Origin of the sequence: Micromonospora sp. DSM 45708, from assembly GCF_039566955.1 — a bacterium.
GTDB lineage: Bacteria > Actinomycetota > Actinomycetes > Mycobacteriales > Micromonosporaceae > Micromonospora.
Map to the genome: position 1 here is coordinate 976,005 of NZ_CP154796.1, position 21,584 is coordinate 997,588.

Consider the following 21,584-nt stretch of genomic DNA (forward strand, 5'->3'; position numbering starts at 1 on the left):
AGGGTGAGGGGTGGGTCAGGTGCGGAGGTAGGAGGCGCCGTTCAGGTCGACGATGGTGCCGGCGGCCCATTCCGCCTCCGGGCTGGCCAGCCAGTGGACGGCGGCGGCGATCTCCTCGGGGCGGGCCACCCGGTGGAACGGCGACTGCGCCCGCACCGCCTCGCCGCGCTCGCTCTTGAGGTGCTCGTTCGTCATGTCGGTCTCGACGAAGCCGGGCGCCACGCAGGCCACCCCGATGCCGTACGGCGCCAGCGCCACCGCGAGCGACTGCGCCATCGCGTTCATCCCCGCCTTGCTGGCCCCGTACGCCGGATTGGCCGGCTCGCCCCGAAACGCGCCCCGGGAGGAGACGTTCACGATCCGGCCGCCCCGCTCCCGCATGTGCTGGGCGGCGCACCAGGCGGCGTTGGCGGCGCCGACCAGGTTGGTGTCCAGCACCTCGCGCCAACGCGCCCGCCACTGCTCGTAGCTGCTGCCGAAGACCGGGTGCGGCGGATCGGCCGGCCCGAACACGCCGGCGTTGTTGACCAGCACGTCGAGGCCGCCGAGCAGCCGGGCCGCGGAGTCCACCATGGTCCGTACCGCGTCCGGGTCCGCCAGGTCGGCGCGGACCACCACGTGTCCGGCACCGGGCAGCTCGGCGCGCAACGCCTCGGCCAGCCCGGCCGAGTCCCGGTGGTGGACCGCCACCCGGTCGCCGTCGGCGGCGAACGCGCGCGCCACCGCGCGTCCGATGCCCCGCGAGGCCCCCGTCACCAGCACCGCCCGTCCCGCCATGTCGGCCATCCTGCCGTACGTTCCCTACACTGCTGCGATGGACTGCCTGTTCTGCCGGATCGTCGCCGGGGAGATCCCGGCCACCATCGTCCGCGAGACCGCCACCACCCTCGCCTTCCGGGACATCGACCCGAAGGCCCCCACCCACGTGCTGGTGATCCCGAAGGAGCACTACGCGGACGTGGCCACCCTGGCCCAGGGTGACCCGACGCTGGCCGGCGAGGTGCTGCACACCGCCGCGCTGGTGGCCGAGGAGGAGGGCCTGACCGTGGACGGGTTCCGTCTCATGTTCAACACCGGCCCGTACGGCGGCCAGGAGGTCTTCCACGTGCACGCCCATCTGCTCGGCGGCGCGCCGCTGGGCCCCATGCTCTGCCGCTGACCGGTGACCTCGATCTCCGACCGGCTCGACCGGATGGCCCGGCAGGCCCAGGCGAAGGGGCGGGTCCCGGCGCTGTCGGCGGCGCTGCACCGCGCCGACCGGCCGCTCTGGGCCTGCGCGGTGGGCGGTACCGGCAACGACACCCCGCTCGGTCCGGAGAGCGTCTTCCGGATCGGCTCGGTCACCAAGACGTTCACCGCGGTGCTGGTCATGCAGTGTCGGGACGACGGCCTGCTGGACCTGGACGATCCGGTCGGACGGCACCTCGACCTGCCCGCGCACGGCGAGCTGACCGTCCGCCGGCTGCTGTCGCACACCGCCGGCCTGCAACGCGAGCCGTACGGCGACGTGTGGGACACGCTGCGCGCCCCGGCCGTCGACGAGTTGCTCGCCGACCTGGCCCGGGTGGAGCGGGTGCTGCCCACCGGCCGGCGCTTCCACTACTCCAACCTCGGCCCGGCGCTGCTCGGCGAGCTGGTCGCCCGGCGGCGCGGCGGCACCTGGGCCGAGGTGCTCGCCGAGCGGGTGCTCGCCCCGCTGGGGCTGACCGCCACCGGCGTCACGCCGGGGGAGCGGGCCGTCACCGGTTTCCTGGTGGACGCGTACTCCGACGAGGCGCACCCGGAGCCGCCCGCCGACTTCGGCGCGGTGGCGCCGGCCGCCCAGCTCTGGAGCACCGCGCCGGACATGGCCCGCTGGGCGGCCTTCCTGGCCGACCCGGCCGCGCTCGACCCGGCCGGCGTGGTGCTCACCCCGGCCACCGTCGAGGAGATGCGCTGGCCGCTGACCACCACCGACGAGTCGCTCTGGGCGGCCGGCTTCGGCCTCGGGCTGATCCTGGTGCCCCGACCGGCTCGGGTGACGCACGTCGGGCACGACGGCGCGATGCCCGGCTTCCTGGCCGCCGTCTACGGCCGCCGTGGCGGGGAGGGCACCGCCGGCGCGATGGGATGCGCGGTGCTCGGCTCGTCCGGCACCGGCGTCGAGGTGCTCGGCCTGGCGCACGAGTTGCTCGACGCCGCGGCCGAGCACGACCCGGCGGAGATCGAGCCGTGGCGTCCCGGCCCGCCCGCGCCGGAGCACCTGCGCGGCATGCTGGGCCGCTGGTGGGGCGAGGGGTTCGAGTCCGTCTTCTCCTGGCACGACGGGGCGCTGCGGGCCCGGGGCGCGGACGACCCGGCCGGCCGACCGCCGTCGGTGTTCGCGCCGCTGCCGGACCGGCCGGACGTGTTCCGCACGGTCTCCGGTCGGGAGGCGGGCGAGTTGCTCCGGCTCACCCGGGACGAGCGGGGCGTGGTGGTCCGGATGCACTGGGCGACCTACCGCTTCACCCGGCGGCAGGAGGCGTTCGACGGGTACGACTTCCGGACCGGCGGCTGACCGGCCGGGCACCGGAAATGGGCGCGGTGGGCACGGTGCCGACCCGATACGATGGGAGCAACGTACGCCGCGCCGGCAGGGCCCGGCGCCGAGATCGGAGAGCAGGTGGCGCAGGGCCCGACGGCCCGACCTATGACCGGCACCCCACCTCCCGGCCCGCCCCGGGTGCAGACCAGGATCACGGTCCCCGACCAGAAGATCATGGTGAACCTGCTCGGCGCGGGCGACGAGATCCTGCGTCTCGTCGAACGCTCGGTCAGCAGCGACGTCCACGTGCGTGGCAACGAGATCACCATCACCGGTGCGCCCGCCGACAACGCCCTCGCCGAGCGTCTCTTCAGTGAGCTCCTCGAACTGATCGAGAAAGGCGAGACCCTGACCACTGACGCCGTCCGGCGTACCGTCGGCATGCTCGAGCAGGGCGGCGCCGAGCGGCCCGCCGAGGTCCTGACGCTCAACATCCTCTCCCGGCGCGGTCGCACCATCCGTCCCAAGACGCTCGGGCAGAAGCGCTACGTCGACGCGATCGACGCGCACACCATCGTCTTCGGCATCGGCCCGGCCGGCACCGGCAAGACCTACCTGGCCATGGCGAAGGCGGTCCAGGCGCTCCAGGCCAAGGCGGTCAACCGGATCATCCTGACCCGGCCGGCGGTCGAGGCGGGCGAGCGGCTGGGCTTCCTGCCCGGCACGCTCAACGAGAAGATCGACCCCTACCTGCGCCCGCTCTACGACGCGCTGCACGACATGCTCGACCCGGAGTCCATCCCGAAGCTGATGGCGGCCGGCACGATCGAGGTCGCGCCGCTGGCATACATGCGCGGACGGACCCTTAATGACGCGTTCATCATTCTCGACGAGGCGCAGAACACCACGCCCGAGCAGATGAAGATGTTCCTCACCCGACTCGGCTTCAACTCCAAGATCGTGGTCACCGGCGACATCACCCAGGTGGACCTTCCCGGCGGGACGAGCAGCGGCCTGCGGGTGGTCCGGGAGATCCTGAACAACGTCGAGGACGTGCACTTCGCCCAGCTCTCCAGCTCCGACGTGGTCCGCCACAAGCTGGTCGGTGAGATCGTCGACGCGTACGCCCGCTGGGACGCCGAGCGGGAGAACCAGCAGGCGCAGAGCGTGCACGCCGTGCCGGGGCGGACCGCCCAGGGCGGCCGGGCCGGCCGGCGCCGCTAACCACCAGAGGAAGACAGTTGTCCATCGAGATCGCCAACGAGTCCGGTGTCGACGTCGACACCGACGCCGTGCTCGCCGTCGCCCGGCACGCCCTCGACGAGATGGGGGTCAACCCGCTCGCCGAGCTGTCCGTGCTGCTGGTCGACATCGAATACATGTCGGAGCTGAACCACCGCTGGATGGGTGGTGACGGCCCGACCGACGTGCTCGCGTTCCCGATGGACGAGGGCAGCGTCGACCACGGTCCGGGTGAGAGCAGCCCGGCCGGCGGCGAGCCGGCCCTGCTCGGCGACATCGTGCTCTGCCCGGAGGTGGCCGCCAAGCAGGCGGCCACCGCCGGGCACTCCGCCGCCGACGAGCTGCACCTGCTCACCGTGCACGGCGTGCTGCACCTGCTCGGCTACGACCATGCCGAGCCCGAGGAGGAGCGGGAGATGTTCGGTCTCCAGGCCCGGCTGCTGGCCAGCTGGCGGTCGACCCGGTCCCGGTGATGGTCACTTTCGCGGCGGCGGCCCCGGCCGGCCTGCCCGATCTCCAGCTCCTGTTCTTCGGGGCCGGGCTGGTGGTGCTCGCCGGCCTGATCGCGATGACCGAGGCGGCGCTGGCCGCGGTCTCCCCGGCGCGTGCGGCCGAGCTGACCCGCGACGGCGCGCGCGGCGCGCGGGCCCTCCAGGCGGTCGCCGGCGACGTGGTCCGCCACCTCAACCTGCTGCTCCTGCTCCGCCTGCTGGCCGAGCTGACCGCCACCACGCTCGTCGCGCTGGTGGCGGTGGACACGTTCGGCGCCGGTTGGCGGGCGGCCCTGGTCACCGCCGGGGCGATGACGGTGGTCAGCTTCGTGGTGGTCGGTGTCGCGCCGCGCACGCTGGGCCGGCAGCACGCCTACGCGGTCGGTCGGGCGGTCGCGCCGCTGGTGCGCTGGCTGGGTCGCGCGCTCAACCCGCTGGCGTCGCTGCTGATCCTGATCGGCAACGCGGTCACCCCGGGCAAGGGTTTCCGCGAGGGTCCGTTCGCCACCCAGGTGGAGCTGCGTGAGCTGGTCGACCTGGCCGAGCAGCGCGGTGTGGTGGAGCACGGCGAGCGTCAGATGATCCACTCGGTCTTCGCGCTCGGGGACACGATCGCCCGCGAGGTGATGGTGCCGCGCACCGAGATGGTGTGGATAGAGGAACGCAAGACGCTCGCGCAGGCGTTGGCGCTCTTCCTGCGGTCCGGGTTCTCCCGCATCCCGGTGATCGGCGAGAACGTCGACGACGTGCTCGGCGTGCTCTACCTCAAGGACCTGATCCGGCGTACCCAGGGCGACCGGGGGGCGCGGCAGATGCCGGTGGCCGAGCTGATGCGCCCGGCGACGTTCGTGCCGGAGTCCAAGCCGGTGGACGACCTGCTCTCCGAGATGCAGGCGGCCCGGAACCACCTGGTCATCGTGGTCGACGAGTACGGCGGCACCGGCGGGCTGGTCACCATCGAGGACATCCTGGAGGAGATCGTCGGCGAGATCACCGACGAGTACGATGTCGAACGCCCACCGGTGGAACATCTGCCGGACGGGGCCGTGCGGGTGACCGCCCGGCTGCCGGTGGAGAATCTGGGCGAGCTGTTCGACACCGAGCTGCCCACCGACGAGGTGGAGACGGTCGGCGGCCTGCTCGCCCAGGCGCTCGGCCGGGTGCCCATCCCGGGCGCCGAGGCCGAGGTGGCCGGTCTGCGGCTGATCGCCGAGGGCACCACCGGCCGACGTAACCGGATCGACACCGTGCTGGTGAGCCGCTCCGAGCCGGGTTCCGCGTCCGACGGCGCGGGGCGGCCCGATCCGACCGAGTCCCGTGGCAACCACAACCGTTCCGAGGAGAGGCAACCCGCCGATGCCTGAGTCACCCGCCGTGCCGGCTGCCCGGCCCACCCCCGCCGACCCGGCCGAGCTGAGCGCCGAGGACGGCAAGCTGGTCGTGCTGGCCCGGGGCGCACGGGGCCGGGTGGGGGCCGTGGAGGGCGCGGCGGTCCGCGACCAGGACGGCCGGACGTACGCGGCGGCCAGCGTGGCGCTGCCGTCGCTGACCCTGACCGCGCTCCAGTTGGCGGTCGCCTCGGCGGTGGCCGCGGGCGCGAGCCGGCTGGAGGCCGCGGTGGTGGTGACCGAGGCGTCGACGCTCGACGGCGCCGGGCACGCCGCGGTCCGTGACCTCTCCGCCGACGCGCCGATCCACGTGGCCGCGCCGGACGGCACGGTGCTCGGCACGGTGGTCGAGTGACCGCGTCCGGGGACCGCCCCTACCGGGCCGGTTTCGCCTGTTTCGTCGGTCGGCCGAACGCCGGCAAGTCGACGCTGACCAACACGATCGTCGGCACCAAGATCGCGATCACGTCGAGCAAGCCGCAGACCACGCGGCACGTCATCCGGGCGGTGCTGCACCGGCCGGAGTCGCAGCTCGTGCTGGTCGACACGCCCGGCCTGCACCGTCCCCGCACGCTGCTCGGCGAGCGCCTCAACGACCTGGTCCGGGAGACCTGGAGCGAGGTCGACGTGATCGGGCTCTGCGTCCCGGCGAACGAGCCGGTGGGCCGGGGCGACCGGTTCATCACCGGCGAACTGGCCAGCCTCAAGGCCACCGTGCTGGCCGTGGTCACCAAGACCGACCTGGTGGACAAGAAGCGCCTGGCCGAACAACTGCTCGCGGTGAGTGAGCTGGGCGAGTTCGCGGCCGTGGTGCCGGTGAGCGCGGTCTCCGGTCACCAGGTCGACACGCTCGTGGACGTGATGACCGGCTATCTGCCGGAGTCGCCCCAGCTCTACCCGGACGACATGCTCACCGAGGACCCGGAGCAGGTGCTCGTCGCCGAGCTGGTCCGGGAGGCGGCGCTGGAGGGGGTCCGGGACGAGCTGCCGCACTCCATCGCCGTGGTGGTGGAGGAGATGATCCCGGAGGGCAACCTCACGAAGATCTACGCGGATCTCTACGTGGAGCGGTCCAGCCAGAAGGCGATCGTCATCGGTCACCGGGGCAGCCGGCTCAAGCACGTCGGCACCACCGCCCGCCGGCAGATCGAGGAGCTGCTGGGCACCCGGGTCTACCTGGATCTGCACGTGCGGGTGGCGAAGGACTGGCAGCGCGACCCGAAGCAGTTGCGCAAGCTCGGCTTCTGAGGGCCGGATCAGCCAGACCTATGGGGCATCTCACGTTCCATGGGCGTCTTTACGCGTTTCACAGCATGGCGGAGCAGGGTAGGGACCAGTGTCCCTGCCCCCGGACCCCGCTGCGAGCTGATGCGAAACCGCTACCTCGACCTGCTCCGCTTCCTGGCCATCCTGCGCGTCGTCACCTACCACGTCACCGGCTACGCCACGCTCACGCTGGTGTTTCCGGCGATGGCGGTGATGTTCGCGCTGGCCGGGTCGCTGATGGCTGCGTCGCTGGACCGCAGCGGGGTGGCCGCGGTGGCGCGCCGGCTGCGTCGGCTGCTGCCCTCGCTCTGGGTGCTCGCCGCGGTCTTCGTGCCGGCGATGCTGTTCACCGGGTTGACGTTCGGCCCCAGGGTGCTGCTCTGGCTCTTCCCGATCGGTGACCCGCCGGCCAACTACTGGGGTGGGCTGGCGCTCAGCCCGATCTGGTACCTGCGGGACTACCTCTGGTTCGTGCTCGTCTCACCGCCGGTGCTCTGGCTGTTCCGCCGCGCGCCGCTGCCCACGCTGGCCGCCCCGTACGCGTTGCTCGCCGCCATCGAGTTCGGCATCCTGCTGAACCCGCCGACGGTGCTGCGCGAGTTCGGCCTCTACTTCGGCGCGTGGCTGCTCGGCTTCGCCCACCACGACGGCCTGCTGCGGCGGATGCGCAACCGGGTGCTGCTGCCGGTCGCCGGCGGGCTGGCCGTGGCCGGTCTGAGCTGGATCGTCACCCATCCCGGGCCGCGCGGCTACGACATCAACGACATTCCGCTGGGCAACGCGCTCTGGGCGACCGCGTTCATCCTGGTGGCGATCGGCCGGGCCCCCACGGGCGCGGCATGGATCGACCGGGTCCCGGCGCTCGGCCGGGCGGTGACCGTGGTGAACCGGCGGGCGCTCACCGTCTATCTCTGGCACATGCCGTTCGTGGTGGCGCTCACCCCGCTGGTCGGCCTGGTCGGCTGGTCGCCGCGGGACCCGGTCGGCCTGTGGCTGCGGGTGGGGCTGGTCTTCGTGCTCGTCGGCGTGGTGACGTTGCTGGTCGGCTGGGTCGAGGACGTGGCCGCCCGGCGTACCCCGGAACTGGTGCCCGGCAAGCCCCGGCGGACCGTGACGGAGCGGGCGGCGGACGCGCCGGCCAGCCCGGCCCCGGCCGGCGCGGCGAGCCGGCTGGTCGGCGCCGGGGCCCGGGTGCCGGCACCCCGCCCCCGGCCCGGCGACCGAGCCCAGGGACCGCCGGCGGACGCGGACGGCGGGCCACCCCGGAGCCGCGCCGCCGGGGCGGCCGGTCACCGCGCCGCCGACTGAGCGGCGGCCGGCTCAGCGGTTGCTGACGGTGACGTTGCCGCTGGTGGCGGTCACGTCGAGCAGCAGGGACGCGCCCGGGTCGTTCGACACCTGCACGTCGGTGTCGCCGGACTTCGCGTCCGCCCGCACCCGGTACCGGCCGGCCGGTACGGCGAGGTCGACGTCCCCGCTGGTGGCGTGCAGCCGGACCGGGGCCGGCTGATCCAGCTCGACGGTCAGGTTGCCCGAGGTGGCCTCCGCGTCGACCGCGGAGGCGAGCCGGCGGGCCTCGATGTCACCGGAGCTGGCCCGCAGCCGGACCGGACCGGCGGCCTCGGCCAGCCGGATGTTGCCCGCCGTGGTGGTGGCGCGGACCTCGCCGCTCGCCCCGTTGACGGTCAGGTCACCGGAGCTGAGCGTGAACTCGACCGCCCCGACGTCGCTGAGGTCGACGTTGCCCGCCCCGGTGCCGCCCCGGACCGCCACGCCGGACGGCGCGGTCACCTCCCAGGAGATGCTGCACCGGTGCCCGCAGTCGGTGGGCAGCACCAGCTCGTCGCCCCTGATCTCGTACCGGCTGTTCGGCTCGCCGCCCTGGTAACGGACCACGCGCTTGATCCGCACCTGGTCCGCCGGGCCGGTGGCCCGCACCACCACGTCCCCGGCGCCGTTGCTGCCGTCCACGGTGATCCGGGTGACCTTCGCGCGCTCGGTCTGGTCGTAGTCGAGCCGGCGGAACGAGAGGGTGTCACACCCGGCGAGCACGATGAGCGCGGCCGTCGCGGTCGCGGCCACCACCGTGCGCGGGCGGGAAGAGGTGCCGTGCGGCCGGGAAGCGGTGGCGCGCGGCCGGAGCGCCGTTCGGAGCGAAGCCATGGCCAGCACACTAGGGTCGGCCGGGCGACCGCCACATCCGGGATCGCCCGCCGGTCCACCCCGAGCCGACCCTGAGATCGCACCCCGAGGGAGAATGGCCCGATGGCCGGGTACCGCCGACAGCTCTACCGCGACGACGCGGTGGTGCTGCGCGTGCAGAAGCTGGGCGAGTCCGACCGGATCATCACGCTGTTCACCCGCCGGCACGGCCGGCTGCGCGCGGTGGCCCGGGGCGTCCGGCGCACCACCAGCAGGTTCGGCGCCCGGCTGGAGCCGTTCGGCCACGTCGACCTCCAGCTCGCCGGGGACCCCAAGGGCAACCAGGGCAGCTCGCTGCACACCGTGAGCCAGGTCGAGGCGATCGAGCTGTACGGCAAGCGGTTCCTCGGCGACTATCCCCGCTACACGGCGGCCAGCGCGATCGCCGAGACCGCCGAACGGCTGACCCCGGTCGAGCGGGAGCCGTCGCTGCGGCTGTTCCAGCTCACCCTCGGCGCGATGAAGTCCCTGGCCCGCGGCGATCACGCCACCACGCTGGTGCTCGACGCGTACCTGCTGCGCGGCATGGCGTTCGCCGGCTGGGCGCCGGCGCTGGCCGCTTGCGCGGTCTGCGGCGAGCCGGGCCCGCACCGCGCGTTCTCGGTGCCGGCCGGCGGCGCCGTCTGCCCGGACTGCCGGCCGCCCGGCGCCGCCCATCCCGCGCCGGCCACGTTCGTGCTGATGTCCGCGCTGACCACCGGCGACTGGGCGTACGCCGACGCCGCCGGGACCGGCGTACGCCGGGAGTGCAGCGGGCTGGTCGCGGCGCACCTCCAGTGGCATCTGGAGCGCGCGCTACGCTCGCTGCCGCTGGTCGACCGGGGTGCCCCGGCGCCCGGCGCGGTCCCGCCGCCCGGCGGCGCGGGGCCGGGTGTGGTCCCGCCGCGCACCGGCGCCGGGCCCGCCGTCGCTGGTGTGGACAGGGAGATGACCGAGTGATCCGATCGACGAGGGCGCACCGCCGCGAGCCGGTGCCGCCGACCCCGCACCCGTCCGGTGCCCGGCCGCCGGCGTTGCCGCCCGCCGCGGTGCCCCGGCACGTCGCCATCGTGATGGACGGCAACGGCCGCTGGGCCAAGGAGCGGGGGCTGCCCCGCACCAAGGGGCACGAGCAGGGCGAGCACAGCCTGTTCGACACCGTCGAGGGCGCGATCGAGATGGGCATTCCCTACCTGTCGGCGTACGCGTTCTCCACCGAGAACTGGCGTCGCTCGCCGGACGAGGTCCGCTTCCTGATGGGCTTCAACCGCGACGTCATCCGCCGCCGCCGGGACCAGCTCGTCGACCTGGGCGTCCGGGTGGTGTGGTCGGGTCGGGCCGGGCGGCTCTGGAAGAGCGTGATCTCCGAGTTGCAGACCGCCGAGGAGATGTCGCGGGACAACTCGACGCTGACGCTCCAGTTCTGCGTCAACTACGGCGGCCAGGCGGAGATCGCCGACGCCGCCGCCGCGATCGCCCGGGACGTCGCCGCCGGCAAGCTGCATCCGGACAAGGTCACCGAGAAGACGGTGGCCCGTTACCTCTACCACCCCGAGGTGCCCGAGGTGGACATGTTCCTGCGTCCCTCCGGCGAGCAGCGCATCTCCAACTTCCTGCTCTGGCAGACCGCGTACGCGGAGCTGGTCTACCTGGACACGCTCTGGCCCGACTTCGACCGCCGGCACCTCTGGTACGCCTGCGAGCTGTACGCCCAGCGGGACCGCCGCTTCGGCGGCGCCCTGCCCAACCCGGTGGCCCCGGGAGTCTGAGTTCACGCTTACCGACGCGACGCGCTGGGTACCGGTAGGGACAACAGCAAACGCGGAGGTGAACCACATGATTCAGAAGCGGATCGGGCAGTGGGCGGTCATGGCGGTCGCCGTGCCGCTGGCGGCGGCCGGCGCCCGCCGGCTCAGCCACACGCTGGAGGCCCGTCGCGGGCCGACCGGGGTGAGCCGCCTGCTGACCAAGGGCGCGGACCTGCTCCGGCCGCAGAAGGCCAAGCGGCGTCGGTTCTTCTGACCTGTTCAGCGATGAACAGAACGCCCCGCGTGTGACGCGGGGCGTTCTGTTTCCCGTCCGTGAGCGGGGTGCGGCTCAGCCCTCCACTTCGGAGCGGTCGCCGGCCCAGCGGGTGTGGAACGCGCCGTCCCGGTCCACCCGGTGGTAGGTGTGCGCGCCGAAGTTGTCCCGCAGACCCTGGATCAGCGCGGCCGGCAACCGCTGCGCCCGCAACGCGTCGAAGTAGGCCAGCGACGACCCGAAGGCCGGGGTCGGCACGCCCGCCCGGGCCGCGTCGGCCACCACCCGCCGCCAGGCCGGGACGCCGGCGCTGACCCGGTCGGCGAACCAGGGCGCGACCAGCAGCGTCGCCAGTTCCGGCTCGCCGTCGTACGCCTCCCGGATGCGGTCCAGGAAGCGGGCCCGGATGATGCAGCCGCCCCGCCAGATGGTGGCCGTGCCACCCAGGTCGATGTTCCAGTCGTACTCCCGGCTGCCGGCGCGGATGTGGTCGAACCCCTGCGCGTACGCGACGATCTTGCTGGCCAGCAGCGCGCGGCGCACGTCCTCGACGAACGTGTCCCGGTCCTCCACCTGCCACTTCTCACCGGCGTCGGCGAACACCCGGCGGGCGGCCTCGCGCTGGTCCGCGTGGCCGGACAGCGACCGCGCGAACGTGGCCTCGGCGATGCCGGTGATCGGGATGCCCAGGTCCAGCGCGCTCTGCACGGTCCAGCGACCGGTGCCCTTCTGCTCGGCCTGGTCGAGCACCACGTCCACGAACGCACGGCCGGTCGCCGCGTCGGTGTGCCCGAGCACGTCCGCGGTGATCTCGATCAGGAACGACTCCAACTCGCCGCTGTTCCACTCCCGGAAGATCTCCGCGATCTCCGCCGGGCTCGCCGACAGGCCGGCCCGCAACAGGTCGTACGCCTCGGCGATGAGCTGCATGTCGGCGTACTCGATGCCGTTGTGCACCATCTTGACGAAGTGGCCGGCGCCGTCCGGCCCGATGTGCCGGCAGCAGGGCTCGCCCTCGACCTGTGCGGCGATCTTCTCGAAGATCGGCCCGAGCTTGCGGTAGGACTCCGCCGAGCCGCCCGGCATGATGCTCGGGCCGCGCAACGCGCCCTCCTCGCCACCGGAGACGCCGGTGCCGACGAAGTGCAGCCCGTGCCCGCGCAGCGCCTCCTCCCGGCGGCGGGTGTCGGCGAAGTGCGCGTTGCCGCAGTCGACGACGATGTCCCCCTCCTCCAGCAGCGGGATCAGCTCGTCGATCACGGCGTCGGTCGGCGCGCCGGCCTTCACCATCACGATCACCGCGCGTGGCCGCTCCAGCGAGGCGACGAAGTCGGCGAGCGACTCGGACGGCACGAACGTGCCCTCGTCGCCGTGCTCGGCGACCAGGCTGCGGGTGCGCTCCGGCGACCGGTTGTGCACCGCCACGGCGAAGCCGTTGCGGGCCAGGTTCCGGGCCAGGTTACGACCCATCACCGCCAGACCGGTGACCCCGATCTGCGCCGTCGCCTGCTCTGCCATGCGTACCGCCACCTCTCGTCCTCGCTCGTCCGGCGACCGTCCTCGCTGTCGTGCTGCGACCGTATCGCGATCGCCGGGGGTAGCGGACCGGAGATGCACGGCGGGTGAGGAACCGGTGGCCGTGCGTCTCAGCCCTCGGCGAGACGCGCCTCGACGTGCGCCACCTTCGCGGTCAACGCGTCGGTCACGCCGGGACGCAGGTCGGCCTTGAGCACCAGGCTGACCCGGGGCGCCTGTGCCGCGACGGTGTCGACGGCCCGCTTCACCACCGCCATCACCTCGTCCCACTCACCCTCGACGGTGGTGAACATGGCGTCGGTCCGGTTCGGCAGGCCGGACTCGCGGACCACCCGGACGGCGTCGGCGACCGGGTCGCCCACTGACTCACCCACGCCGAGCGGGGTGATCGAGAATGCGATCAGCATGCCGACGATGGTGCCAGTAATTCGGGTGCGGAACGTGCGGGCGTCGGGTTAGCGTTCCGGTATGCGTAACTGACGCCCCACCTCCGAGCCCGGTCCACCGCCGCAGATGCCGTGGACCCGTCCTGCTCCGGGCGTCCGCATCCGCTTCCCGCCGCCGTTGTCCGCGGTGTCCGTCGTGGTCGGATCGCACCGGGGCGCCGCCCGGCGCGTCCCTGACCGGCGCGTCCGACAGACAGGAGGCCCGCGGATGCCCGCGAAGCGCAGCCCGAAGAAGTCCCGCACGTCGTCGCCGTCCCCGCTGGGGTTGACGCCGGCGGATCTCGACTCGCCCACCGTGTCCCCGTCGACGCCGTCGACCCTGCCCGGTTCCCCTCCGCCCGCTGCGGCGTCACCCGCTGCGGCGTCGGCCAGTTCGGCGCCGGCTCGCCCGGTACCACCGAAGGCGGGCCCGCCCGGCGGCCGAGACGCCCGACTGACCGGGCGCAGCCAGCGCGCCGGCCAGAACCGGTTCTACGCCTTCCGGCGGAGCTGACCGCCACAGATCTCGGAAGCTCCAGGCCCTCCAGGGCACGTTCCTTCCAAGATCTCCCTCCGACGGCGTTGATCATGAAGTTGGCGGCGGCAGAACGGACAACAGCCGCCGCCAACTTCATGATCACGGCGCGGGGCGCGGGGCGCGGGGTCAGCCGATCAGGGGGCGGAAGGTGCCCAGGGCGATGCTCGTGGTGAGCGCGGCGGCGGCCAGTGCGGCGGCGGCGAGCACGAGCAGGGCGTCCGCGCGGGTGAAGCGCTGCTGCCGGGCGACCGTACGCGGGGTGCCCGCGTCGAAGCCCCGGGCATCCATCGCCACCGCCAGTCGGGTGCCGCGCCGGATCGCGCCGACCAGCAGCGTGAACGCGGTGGACGCGAAGAGCCGCAGCTTGGCCACCGGGTTGCGGCCGGCGTCCACGCCCCGGGCCCGCCGGGCCATGCTGATCATCCGCCACTCCTGTTCGAGGAGCGGCACCAGCCGGAACGCGGCCAGCGCGCCGATGGCGAACCGGGCCGGCGCCTTCGCGTTCTGGATCAGCGCGTCGGCCAGATCGGTCGGGTCCGTGGTGGCGAACACGATGATGCCGGGCAGCGCCACCGCGAGCATGCGCAGCACCAGCCCGAGCGCGGTGACCAGGACGCCCTGGGTGACCAGCACCGGCCCGGCCTCGACCAGCACCGGGCCGGACCGGTCGGCGGCGAAGAGCACCAGCGTGACCAGGATGCCGACGGCGGCGGCCAGCAGCGGCCACGCCCGGCGGGCCAGCACCCGGTAGCGGACCCCGAACAGCGGCAGCACGGCCAGCTCGACCGCGATGGCGATGGCCGGCGCGACCGGGTCCAGCGTCGCCACCAGCACGATGGTGAACACCATCGCGGCGGCCAGCTTCGCCACCGGGTTGCGCCGGGCCAGCGGGGCGCCGGGCGTCGCCACCGGTTCCAGGCCGATCACGGGTCCACCCCGTCCGGGTCGGCGGTCGGGCGGTCCAGGGTGAGCGTCCGATCGGCCAGTGCGGCGACGAAGTCCGCGTCGTGGGTCACCGCGACCACGCCGTGGCCGGCGTCGCGCAGCTCGGCGAGCAGGTCGACCAGCTCCAGCCAGGTGCGCCGGTCCTGCCCGAACGTGGGCTCGTCGCAGATCAGCAGGCGGGGCGCGGTGGCCAGGGCGGTCGCCACGCTCAGCCGCCGCGCCTCCCCACCGGAGAGGGTGTACGGGTTGGCGCCGGCGAGCCGGTCCAGCCGCAGCCGGTGCAGCAGCGCGTCCACGGTGGCGGTCGCCGCCGCCTCGGACTGTCCGGTCCGGCGCGGGCCGAGCGCCAGTTCGTCACGGACCGTGCCGGTGACGAACTGGTGCTCCGGGTCCTGGAAGACCGAACCGATCCGGCGGGCCAGCGCCGGTGCCCGCCAGCGGTACGGGGGAGTACGCGCGTCCCGGCCGGCCAGTTCCGGGGTCGCGGTGACCGTGCCGGTGCCGGGGCGCAGCAGGCCGCCGAGGAGCAGCGCCAGCGTGGACTTGCCGGCGCCGTTCGGGCCGAGGACGGCGAGCGCCTCGCCGGCGCGTACCCGGAGGTCGGTGGGGGCCAGCCGGGGCGGTAGGCCGAGCCGGTCGGCGGTGAGCAGCACGTCTCCGGCCGGCGCGGTGGCGGGGCGCGGCGGTGCGGTGTGCCCGGGCACCCAGACCCCGGCGGCGGCCAGCGCCTCGCCGTGCGCGGCGAAGACCGCGCCGGGCGGCCCGTCGGCGCGTACGCCGCCTCCCGGTTCCAGCACCACCACGCGGTCGACGAGCGGCAGCGCCTCGGCGACCCGGTGCTCCACCAGGATCAGCGTGGTGTCCGCGTCGACCGCCTCCGTGACCGCCCGGCGGATCAGCGCGGCTCCGGCCGGGTCGAGGTTGGCGGTCGGCTCGTCGAGCAGCAGCAGTCCCGGCCGCAGCGCGAGCGCCCCGGCCAGGGCCAGCCGTTGCTGCTCGCCGCCACTGAGCGCGGCGGTCGGGCGGTCCCGGTGGTAGGGGAAGCCGACCCGGCGCAGCGCCTCGTCCACCCGGGGCCAGATCTCCTCGGCCGGCAGGCCGCGGTTCTCCAGCCCGAACGCGACGTCGTCACCGGAGCGGGCCATCACGAGCTGGGTCTCCGGGTCCTGGAACACCGCGCCGACGCGCTCGCGGGCCTTGCGCGGGTCCAGCCCGTCGATCTCGACGGTGCCCTCCTGCTCGCCGGAGTCCTCCGGCAGCAGCCCGGCCAGCGCCGCCAGCAGCGTGCTCTTCCCGGCCCCCGACGCGCCGAGCAGCAGCACCCGCTCCCCGCTCTCGACGCGCAGGTCCACCTCGCGCACCGCCCAGGCCCGGCGCCCCCCGTGCCGCCACCCGAACCCCCGAAGCACCACCCCGCTCACCGCGCCACCCCTCCCGTTCCGGCCCAGCCTCGTTGACCAAGGAGTTCGCGTCAGGGAAACCGCACCCGGCTGACGCAAACTCCTTGATCAACGGGGTGGGCGGGCGGTCAGACCAGGGCGCGGTTCCGGCCGGCGGGGAAGCGGTCCAGGACGCCGGTGTTGGCCAGCGCGCGGGTCAGCAGGTGAGCGCCGACGCCGGCGACGACGGTGGCGCTGACGATGGTGATCAGCGCGTACGGGATGCGGTAGGAGGTCAGCTCGTACGCCTTGTTCCAGTAGACGAAGTCGAAGATCGCCGCGCCCAGGCCGGTGAGCGCACCGGCCAGCACCGCCACCGGCAGCTTGAACGAGCGGTAGCGGAACGCGGCGAACGCCAACTCCGCGCCGACGCCCTGCATCAGGCCCTGAAGGATCACGATGCCCGCCCACTGGCTGCCCAGCAGCGCGGAGACGATCGCGGCGACCGTCTCGCAGTAGAGCGCGGCGCCCGGCTTGCGGATGATCAGGCCGGCGAGCACCGCCGGGATCAGCCACACGCCGTAGAGCACCGCCTGGGCCGGCGGGAAGAACGCGAACGCCGCGTCGGTGGCGCTCCAGAGCAGGCCCCAGGCCCAGAAGACGACGCCGAAGGCGACGGCGATGACCGAGGCGACGACGATGTCGACGGTACGCCAGCGGTTGCTGTCGGTGTGGTTCACGGTTGCTCCCAGTTGCTCGAGGCGAACCAGGAGAAGACGCACGCCGCGCCCGGTGTGCCCGGACGTCGACGCGGCTGGAGGTCGACCGAACTCCCTGCGCTGGCATTACCCAGATCAGGTTCGAGGGTCTGCGGGCACCGGCCCGCACTCTCAGCGCTGTGCGCTCCCCTGTCGGATGTGAAGTTGTCTCGTCGCAGACGCTAGCACCGCCGCCGGTCCCGGGCCCAGCAGGGCGACTGTCGGTAGGCTGGCGATCATGCAGGTCGAGGCGCGAGGTCTGACGTTCGAGGTACGCACCGGCGGCCCCGGGGACGGCGATCCCGTCCTGCTGCTGCACGGTTTCCCGCAGCACGCCGGCGAGTGGGACGCGGTGACGCCCGCGCTGCACGCCGCCGGGCTGCGCACGTACGCGCTCGACCAGCGCGGCTACTCGCCCGGCGCGCGGCCGGCGGCGGTCGAGGCGTACCGCATCCCGGAGCTGGTGGCCGACGCGGCCGGCGTGCTCGACGCGCTCGGGGTGACCGGCGCGCACCTGGTCGGCCACGACTGGGGCGCGATCGTGGCCTGGGGCCTGGCCGCGGCGCACCCGGAGCGGGTGCGGACGCTGACCGCGGTGTCGGTGCCGCACCCGGCCGCGATGGGCCACGCGCTCGCCACCGACCCCCGGCAGAAGGCCAAGTCCGCCTATATGGCGCTGTTCCGGATGCCGGGCAAGGCGGAGAAGGTCCTGCTGGCGCTGCACGGCGCCGCGCTGCGCCGGCTGCTGCGCGGCGTCGGGGACGCGGACACGGTCGCCCGCTACGCCGGGCCGATGCGGGAGCCGGGGGCGCTCACCGCGGCGCTCAACTGGTACCGCGCGATGAGCGGGTCGGACATGAAGGCGGTCGGCCCGGTGGCGGTGCCGACCACGTACGTCTGGAGCGACCGGGACGTCGCGATCGGCCGGACCGCCGCCGAGGCCTGCGCGGGGCACGTCACCGGCGACTACCGGTTCGTGACCCTGTCCGGCGTCAGCCACTGGATCCCCGACGAGGCGCCGGGCCCGCTGGCCGAGGCCGTCCTGGCCCGGGTCCGAGGAATGGAGGAAGCATGACGGTGAGCGCCGAGGCGTTCCTGGCGACGGTGACGTCGACGATGCAGCGGGTGGCCGCCGCGCAGCGGGAAAACGTGGCCGAGGCGGCCGACCTGATCGCGGCGGCGCTGCGTGCCGACGGGGTGGTGCACGCGTTCGGCACCGGGCACTCCGAGGCGCTCGCCATGGAGATCGCCGGCCGCGCCGGCGGGCTGGTGCCCACCAACCGGATCGCGCTGCGCGACCTGGTCCTGATCGGTGGCGAGCCGGCCGCCGTGCTCGGCCCGAAGCTGGAACGCGAGCCGGCGGTGGCGCACCGGCTCTACGAGCTGGCCCCGATCCGGCCGCCGGACGTGTTCGTGCTCGCCTCCAACTCGGGCGTGAACGGGGCGATGGTCGAGTTCGCGTCGATCGTGAAGCAGCGCGGTCACGGCCTGGTGGCGATCACCTCGGCGCAGCACTCGGCGCGGATGACCTCGCGGCACCCGTCCGGCCGCAAGCTGGCCGATTTCGCCGACGTGGTGTTGGACAACGGCGCCCCGTACGGCGACGCCACGCTGCCGCTGCCCGGCGGAGGCGCGGTCGGCGCGGTCTCCTCGATCACCGCCGCGCTGCTGGCCCAGCAGATCACCATCGAGGTGGTGGCGCGGCTGGTGGCCGCGGGGGAGCGTCCGCCGGTCTACCTGTCGGCCAACATCACCGGCGGCGACGAGCACAACGCCGAGCTGGAAGCACGGTACGCAGGGCGGATCCGCCGCGGCTCGTGAACCGGTTTCGTGATCATCCGAATCGGGCACAGGCGCTGCTGCCGGTGGGTGTTCACCCGCCGGCCGTGCCGTCTTCACCGGAGGTTCACGAGTGTCCAAGGAATCCGAGAAGCAGCGTTGGCAACGCAACTTCGCCGATCTGTTGCAGGAGCTACGCGTCGCGCAGACCGGCGTGCAGATCCTCTTCGCGTTCTTGCTGACGCTGCCGTTCAGCAACGGGTTCACCCGGACCACCGAGTTCCAGCGTGACGTCTACATCCTGGCGCTGCTGACCGCCGCCGCGTCCGCTGCGATGATCATCTCGCCGGTCGCGTTCCACCGGGCGCTGTTCCGCCAGGGCCGCAAGCCGGAGCTGGTCCGCTTCGCCCACCGAATGGCCACCGGCGGCCTGTTCTTCATGCTGATCGCGATGGTCAGCTCGGTCCTGCTGGTCAGCGACTTCGTGCTGGACCGGCCGATCGCGTTCCTGCTCAGCGCGCTCACCGGCATCTGGTTCCTGACGTTCTGGGCAGCGCTGCCGTTCGTGCGGCGCAACTGGGGTGAGGACGACATCGACGACGATGACGACGATCCACAGGCGCTGACCGGCGACTGACGGTTCGCCAAATCGGGCGTGCACGCGACGCTACCCCTGGGTAACAACCGGGGGTAGCGTCGTTTTCGTCGAGCGCGTCGACCGCAGCCGGACCGACCATCCAGGAGGCAGCCGTGACCACGACACAGAACAACCGGCCCGAGTCCGCCGACGGCGTGGGGCCGTTGCCGAAGGAGGCGGGCCAGGTCTCCGAGAAGGAGGCCCGCCAGGTCGCCGAGGCGGCCCGCGAGGCGGCCTGGGACCGGCCCAGTTTCGGCAAGGAACTCTTCCTCGGCCGGTTCCGGCTCGACCTGATCGACCCGTGGCCCCGGTCCGACCCGGCCGACGTGGCCCGCGCGGAGGAGTTCCTCGGCGAGTTCGGGGCGTACCTGGGCGCCGAGGTGGACGGTGCGGCGATCGAGCGCGACGCGCGGATCCCCGACGACGTGTTCCACGGGTTGGCCCGGCTCGGCGCGTTCGGCATGAAGATCGACCGGAGGTACGGCGGGCTCGGGCTCAGCAACCTGCACTACTGCCGCGCGTTGATGCTCGCCGGCTCGGTGAGCCCGGCGATCGGCGCGTTGCTCTCCGCGCACCAGTCGATCGGCGTGCCGCAGCCGCTGAAGATGTTCGGCACGCCCGAGCAGAAGGACCGATTCCTGCCCCGGCTGGCCGCCGGTGAGGTCTCCGCGTTCCTGCTCACCGAGCCGGACGTCGGCTCCGACCCGGCCCGGCTGGCCACCACCGCCGAGCCGACCGAAGACGGCACCGGCTACCGGCTCAACGGGGTGAAGCTCTGGGCCACCAACGGCACGGTCGCCACCCTGCTGGTGGTGATGGCCCGGGTGCCGGCCACCGAGGGACGGCGTGGCGGGATCACCGCCTTCGTGGTGGAGGGCGACAGCGAGGGCATCACGGTGGAGCGCCGCAACTCCTTCGTCGGGCTGCGCGGCCTGGAGAACAGCCTCACCCGGTTCCACGACGTGGTGGTGCCGAAGGAGAACGTGATCGGTGGCGAGGGCAAGGGCCTGAAGATCGCGCTGACCACGCTGAACACCGGCCGCCTCTCACTGCCGGCGATGTGCGTGGGCGCTGGCAAGTGGGCGTTGAACGTGGCCCGGGAATGGGCCGCCGACCGGGTCCAGTGGGGCCGGCCGGTCGGCGAGCACGAGGCGGTGGCGAAGAAGCTGTCGTTCATCGCCGCCACCACGTACGGCATGGAGTCCATGCTGGACCTGTCCTGCCTGCTCGCCGACGACGACCGCAACGACATCCGGATCGAGGCGGCGTTGGTCAAGCTGTACGCCAGCGAGATGGCCTGGCGGATCGCCGACGAGCTGATCCAGATCCGGGGCGGGCGCGGCTACGAGACCGCCGATTCGCTCGGTGCCCGGGGCGAACGGCCGGCCGCGGTCGAGCAACTCCTGCGGGATCTGCGGATCAACCGGATCTTCGAGGGGTCCACCGAGATCATGCACCTGCTGATCGCCCGCGAGGCGGTCGACGCGCACCTCTCGGTGGCCGGCGACATCATCGACCCGGACGCCGGGCTGGGCCGCAAGGCCGCCGCCGGCGCGCGGGCCGGTGCCTTCTACGCGAAGTGGCTGCCCACGCTGGCCGTCGGCAAGGGGCAGGCACCCGGGGCGTACCAGGAGTTCGGGCCGCTGGCCGGGCACCTGCGACACGTCGAGCGGGCCTCCCGCAAGCTGGCCCGGTCGACGTTCTACGCGATGTCACGGTGGCAGGGCCGGATGGAGCGCAAGCAGGCGTTCCTCGGCCGGGTGGTGGACATCGGCGCGGAGCTGTTCGCGATGTCCGCGGTCTGCGTCCGGGCCTACGCCGAGCGGCTCGAACACCCGGAGAACGTCGAGCTGGCCGACCTGTTCTGCCGCCAGGCGCGGCTGCGCGTCGACGAGCTGTTCACCGGCCTCTGGTCGAACACCGACTCGGTCGACGTGGCCGCCGCGAAGCGGATCGTCGCCGGCCGGTACGCCTCCGTGGAGGCCGGCGTGGTCACCCCACCGGCCGACCTGCCGTGGGTGGCCCGGTGGGAGCCCGGCCCGTCCACCGCCGAGGACGTCCGCCGCCGCATCCCGCCGGCCGGCTGAGCCGCCGTTCCCGGGCTCGTGCCCGGCTCGTGCCCGGCTCGTGCCCGGCTCGTGCCCGGCTCGTGCCCGGCTCGTGCCCGGCTCGGGCGGGCCGTGCCTGTCCCGTATTTGGTTCGGCCCGTGCCGGGTCGGGCCGGCGGAGCATCTCGGGCTTTGCCTGGTGCCCGTTCGAGCTTGTCGGCGGCGGCGGCGGTCCGGTTGCCGGCTGATGCCTACGGCCGGTCGTCCCTGGCCGGGCCCGGCATCCGTCGTTCCCGCCGGGTGGCCGTAGGCGGCCGGGTGGCCGTAGGAGAAGGCATCACATTGACGCGGTATACCTGTGAGTCATAAATATGACTCACAGGTATACCGGGGAAAGGGATTAACTCTTCCCGGAGCCCGGAGCCCGGAGCCCGGAGCCCGGA

The 21,584-nt window shown here is 73.4% G+C and carries 22 protein-coding genes and 1 riboswitch; of the genes, 15 read left to right on the top strand and 7 right to left on the bottom strand.

The window, feature by feature from the left end; all coding sequences use genetic code 11:
* Positions 1–15: 15 nt before the first annotated feature.
* Positions 16–777 (bottom strand): SDR family NAD(P)-dependent oxidoreductase, encoded by a 762-nt coding sequence (locus tag VKK44_RS04730; RefSeq protein WP_343445602.1) that lies wholly within the window; start codon positions 775–777, stop codon positions 16–18.
* A gap of 37 nt (positions 778–814) precedes the next feature.
* Here VKK44_RS04730 and VKK44_RS04735 point away from each other — a divergent pair, with 37 nt between their 5' ends.
* From VKK44_RS04735 to VKK44_RS04770, 8 genes are all read left to right on the top strand, one after another.
* Positions 815–1,159, top strand: a complete 345-nt coding sequence (locus VKK44_RS04735; protein ID WP_107155707.1) for a histidine triad nucleotide-binding protein — start codon at positions 815–817, stop codon at positions 1,157–1,159.
* Between the two features lie 3 nt (positions 1,160–1,162).
* Positions 1,163–2,539, top strand: coding sequence for a serine hydrolase domain-containing protein (locus tag VKK44_RS04740; protein WP_343445603.1), 1,377 nt, complete (start codon positions 1,163–1,165; stop codon positions 2,537–2,539).
* A 132-nt stretch (positions 2,540–2,671) separates the two neighbouring features.
* Positions 2,672–3,730 (top strand): PhoH family protein, encoded by a 1,059-nt coding sequence (locus VKK44_RS04745; RefSeq protein WP_343445604.1) that lies wholly within the window; start codon positions 2,672–2,674, stop codon positions 3,728–3,730.
* A 17-nt stretch (positions 3,731–3,747) separates the two neighbouring features.
* Entirely contained in the window at positions 3,748–4,221 is a 474-nt protein-coding gene (ybeY, locus tag VKK44_RS04750) for an rRNA maturation RNase YbeY (RefSeq protein ID WP_343445605.1), read from the top strand.
* The gene (locus VKK44_RS04755; protein WP_343447669.1) at positions 4,197–5,603 is read left to right on the top strand and encodes a hemolysin family protein; all 1,407 of its coding nucleotides are present in this window, start codon (positions 4,197–4,199) and stop codon (positions 5,601–5,603) included. Before ybeY ends, VKK44_RS04755 begins: the two co-directional genes overlap by 25 nt.
* Positions 5,596–5,982, top strand: coding sequence for a cytidine deaminase (locus VKK44_RS04760; protein WP_343445606.1), 387 nt, complete (start codon positions 5,596–5,598; stop codon positions 5,980–5,982). The genes VKK44_RS04755 and VKK44_RS04760 overlap by 8 nt, the downstream gene beginning before the upstream one ends.
* Positions 5,979–6,875 carry a GTPase Era gene (gene era, locus VKK44_RS04765; RefSeq protein ID WP_343445607.1) on the top strand — a complete coding sequence of 299 codons (897 nt, stop codon included), beginning with the start codon at positions 5,979–5,981 and terminating at the stop codon, positions 6,873–6,875. Before VKK44_RS04760 ends, era begins: the two co-directional genes overlap by 4 nt.
* A 120-nt stretch (positions 6,876–6,995) precedes the next feature.
* Complete coding sequence (locus tag VKK44_RS04770; protein WP_343445608.1) at positions 6,996–8,201, top strand: acyltransferase family protein; 1,206 nt, start codon at positions 6,996–6,998, stop codon at positions 8,199–8,201.
* A 12-nt stretch (positions 8,202–8,213) separates the two neighbouring features.
* On the opposite strand, the gene VKK44_RS04775 is transcribed toward VKK44_RS04770, so the two are convergent.
* Positions 8,214–9,056 carry a DUF4097 family beta strand repeat-containing protein gene (locus tag VKK44_RS04775; protein ID WP_343445609.1) on the bottom strand — a complete coding sequence of 281 codons (843 nt, stop codon included), beginning with the start codon at positions 9,054–9,056 and terminating at the stop codon, positions 8,214–8,216.
* A 102-nt stretch (positions 9,057–9,158) separates the two neighbouring features.
* Between VKK44_RS04775 and recO the strand changes: the two genes are divergently transcribed.
* The 3 genes from recO (at position 9,159) to VKK44_RS04790 (ending at position 11,096) form a co-directional block, all read left to right on the top strand.
* Positions 9,159–10,034, top strand: coding sequence for a DNA repair protein RecO (gene recO / locus VKK44_RS04780; RefSeq protein WP_343445610.1), 876 nt, complete (start codon positions 9,159–9,161; stop codon positions 10,032–10,034).
* Between the two features lie 32 nt (positions 10,035–10,066).
* On the top strand, positions 10,067–10,843 hold the full coding sequence (locus tag VKK44_RS04785) for an isoprenyl transferase (RefSeq protein WP_281938541.1): 777 nt from the start codon (positions 10,067–10,069) through the stop codon (positions 10,841–10,843).
* 67 nt (positions 10,844–10,910) lie between these two features.
* On the top strand, positions 10,911–11,096 hold the full coding sequence (locus tag VKK44_RS04790) for a hypothetical protein (RefSeq protein WP_107155717.1): 186 nt from the start codon (positions 10,911–10,913) through the stop codon (positions 11,094–11,096).
* 75 nt (positions 11,097–11,171) lie between these two features.
* On the opposite strand, the gene gndA is transcribed toward VKK44_RS04790, so the two are convergent.
* The 5 genes from gndA to VKK44_RS04815 all read right to left on the bottom strand — a co-directional run bounded on the left by gndA (position 11,172) and on the right by VKK44_RS04815 (position 16,659).
* Positions 11,172–12,614 (bottom strand): NADP-dependent phosphogluconate dehydrogenase, encoded by a 1,443-nt coding sequence (gndA, locus tag VKK44_RS04795; RefSeq protein WP_343445611.1) that lies wholly within the window; start codon positions 12,612–12,614, stop codon positions 11,172–11,174.
* A 128-nt stretch (positions 12,615–12,742) separates the two neighbouring features.
* Positions 12,743–13,039 (bottom strand): MTH1187 family thiamine-binding protein, encoded by a 297-nt coding sequence (locus tag VKK44_RS04800; protein WP_343445612.1) that lies wholly within the window; start codon positions 13,037–13,039, stop codon positions 12,743–12,745.
* 682 nt (positions 13,040–13,721) lie between these two features.
* The gene (locus VKK44_RS04805; RefSeq protein ID WP_343445613.1) at positions 13,722–14,522 is read right to left on the bottom strand and encodes an energy-coupling factor transporter transmembrane component T family protein; all 801 of its coding nucleotides are present in this window, start codon (positions 14,520–14,522) and stop codon (positions 13,722–13,724) included.
* Positions 14,519–15,961 carry an ABC transporter ATP-binding protein gene (locus VKK44_RS04810; protein ID WP_343445614.1) on the bottom strand — a complete coding sequence of 481 codons (1,443 nt, stop codon included), beginning with the start codon at positions 15,959–15,961 and terminating at the stop codon, positions 14,519–14,521. The genes VKK44_RS04805 and VKK44_RS04810 overlap by 4 nt, the downstream gene beginning before the upstream one ends.
* Before the next feature lie 107 nt (positions 15,962–16,068).
* A complete protein-coding gene (locus tag VKK44_RS04815; RefSeq protein ID WP_343445615.1) occupies positions 16,069–16,659 on the bottom strand; it encodes an ECF transporter S component in 591 nt (196 codons plus the stop codon).
* Positions 16,660–16,732: 73 nt separating this feature from the next.
* Positions 16,733–16,839: riboswitch (TPP riboswitch) on the bottom strand.
* Between the two features lie 76 nt (positions 16,840–16,915).
* On the opposite strand from VKK44_RS04815, the gene VKK44_RS04820 reads away from it, so the two are divergent.
* The 4 genes from VKK44_RS04820 to VKK44_RS04835 all read left to right on the top strand — a co-directional run bounded on the left by VKK44_RS04820 (position 16,916) and on the right by VKK44_RS04835 (position 21,180).
* Positions 16,916–17,752 carry an alpha/beta fold hydrolase gene (locus VKK44_RS04820; RefSeq protein WP_343445616.1) on the top strand — a complete coding sequence of 279 codons (837 nt, stop codon included), beginning with the start codon at positions 16,916–16,918 and terminating at the stop codon, positions 17,750–17,752.
* A complete protein-coding gene (locus tag VKK44_RS04825; protein WP_343445617.1) occupies positions 17,749–18,498 on the top strand; it encodes an SIS domain-containing protein in 750 nt (249 codons plus the stop codon). The genes VKK44_RS04820 and VKK44_RS04825 overlap by 4 nt, the downstream gene beginning before the upstream one ends.
* A gap of 91 nt (positions 18,499–18,589) precedes the next feature.
* Positions 18,590–19,093 carry a DUF6328 family protein gene (locus tag VKK44_RS04830; RefSeq protein ID WP_343445618.1) on the top strand — a complete coding sequence of 168 codons (504 nt, stop codon included), beginning with the start codon at positions 18,590–18,592 and terminating at the stop codon, positions 19,091–19,093.
* A gap of 113 nt (positions 19,094–19,206) precedes the next feature.
* A complete protein-coding gene (locus VKK44_RS04835) occupies positions 19,207–21,180 on the top strand; it encodes an acyl-CoA dehydrogenase family protein (protein ID WP_343445619.1) in 1,974 nt (657 codons plus the stop codon).
* The last annotated feature ends 404 nt before the right edge of the window (positions 21,181–21,584 follow it).

Excerpts from the sequence above, each read along its gene's own strand:
- VKK44_RS04730 (WP_343445602.1), bottom strand. The coding sequence starts at position 777 with ATGGCGGGACGGGCGGTGCTGGTGACGGGGGCCTCGCGGGGCATCGGA.
- VKK44_RS04735 (WP_107155707.1), top strand. The coding sequence starts at position 815 with ATGGACTGCCTGTTCTGCCGGATCGTCGCCGGGGAGATCCCGGCCACC.
- VKK44_RS04745 (WP_343445604.1), top strand. The coding sequence starts at position 2,672 with ATGACCGGCACCCCACCTCCCGGCCCGCCCCGGGTGCAGACCAGGATC.
- VKK44_RS04760 (WP_343445606.1), top strand. The coding sequence starts at position 5,596 with ATGCCTGAGTCACCCGCCGTGCCGGCTGCCCGGCCCACCCCCGCCGAC.
- VKK44_RS04770 (WP_343445608.1), top strand. The coding sequence starts at position 6,996 with ATGCGAAACCGCTACCTCGACCTGCTCCGCTTCCTGGCCATCCTGCGC.
- VKK44_RS04775 (WP_343445609.1), bottom strand. The coding sequence starts at position 9,056 with ATGGCTTCGCTCCGAACGGCGCTCCGGCCGCGCGCCACCGCTTCCCGG.
- recO (WP_343445610.1), top strand. The coding sequence starts at position 9,159 with ATGGCCGGGTACCGCCGACAGCTCTACCGCGACGACGCGGTGGTGCTG.
- VKK44_RS04790 (WP_107155717.1), top strand. The coding sequence starts at position 10,911 with ATGATTCAGAAGCGGATCGGGCAGTGGGCGGTCATGGCGGTCGCCGTG.
- gndA (WP_343445611.1), bottom strand. The coding sequence starts at position 12,614 with ATGGCAGAGCAGGCGACGGCGCAGATCGGGGTCACCGGTCTGGCGGTG.
- VKK44_RS04800 (WP_343445612.1), bottom strand. The coding sequence starts at position 13,039 with ATGCTGATCGCATTCTCGATCACCCCGCTCGGCGTGGGTGAGTCAGTG.
- VKK44_RS04820 (WP_343445616.1), top strand. The coding sequence starts at position 16,916 with ATGCAGGTCGAGGCGCGAGGTCTGACGTTCGAGGTACGCACCGGCGGC.
- VKK44_RS04825 (WP_343445617.1), top strand. The coding sequence starts at position 17,749 with ATGACGGTGAGCGCCGAGGCGTTCCTGGCGACGGTGACGTCGACGATG.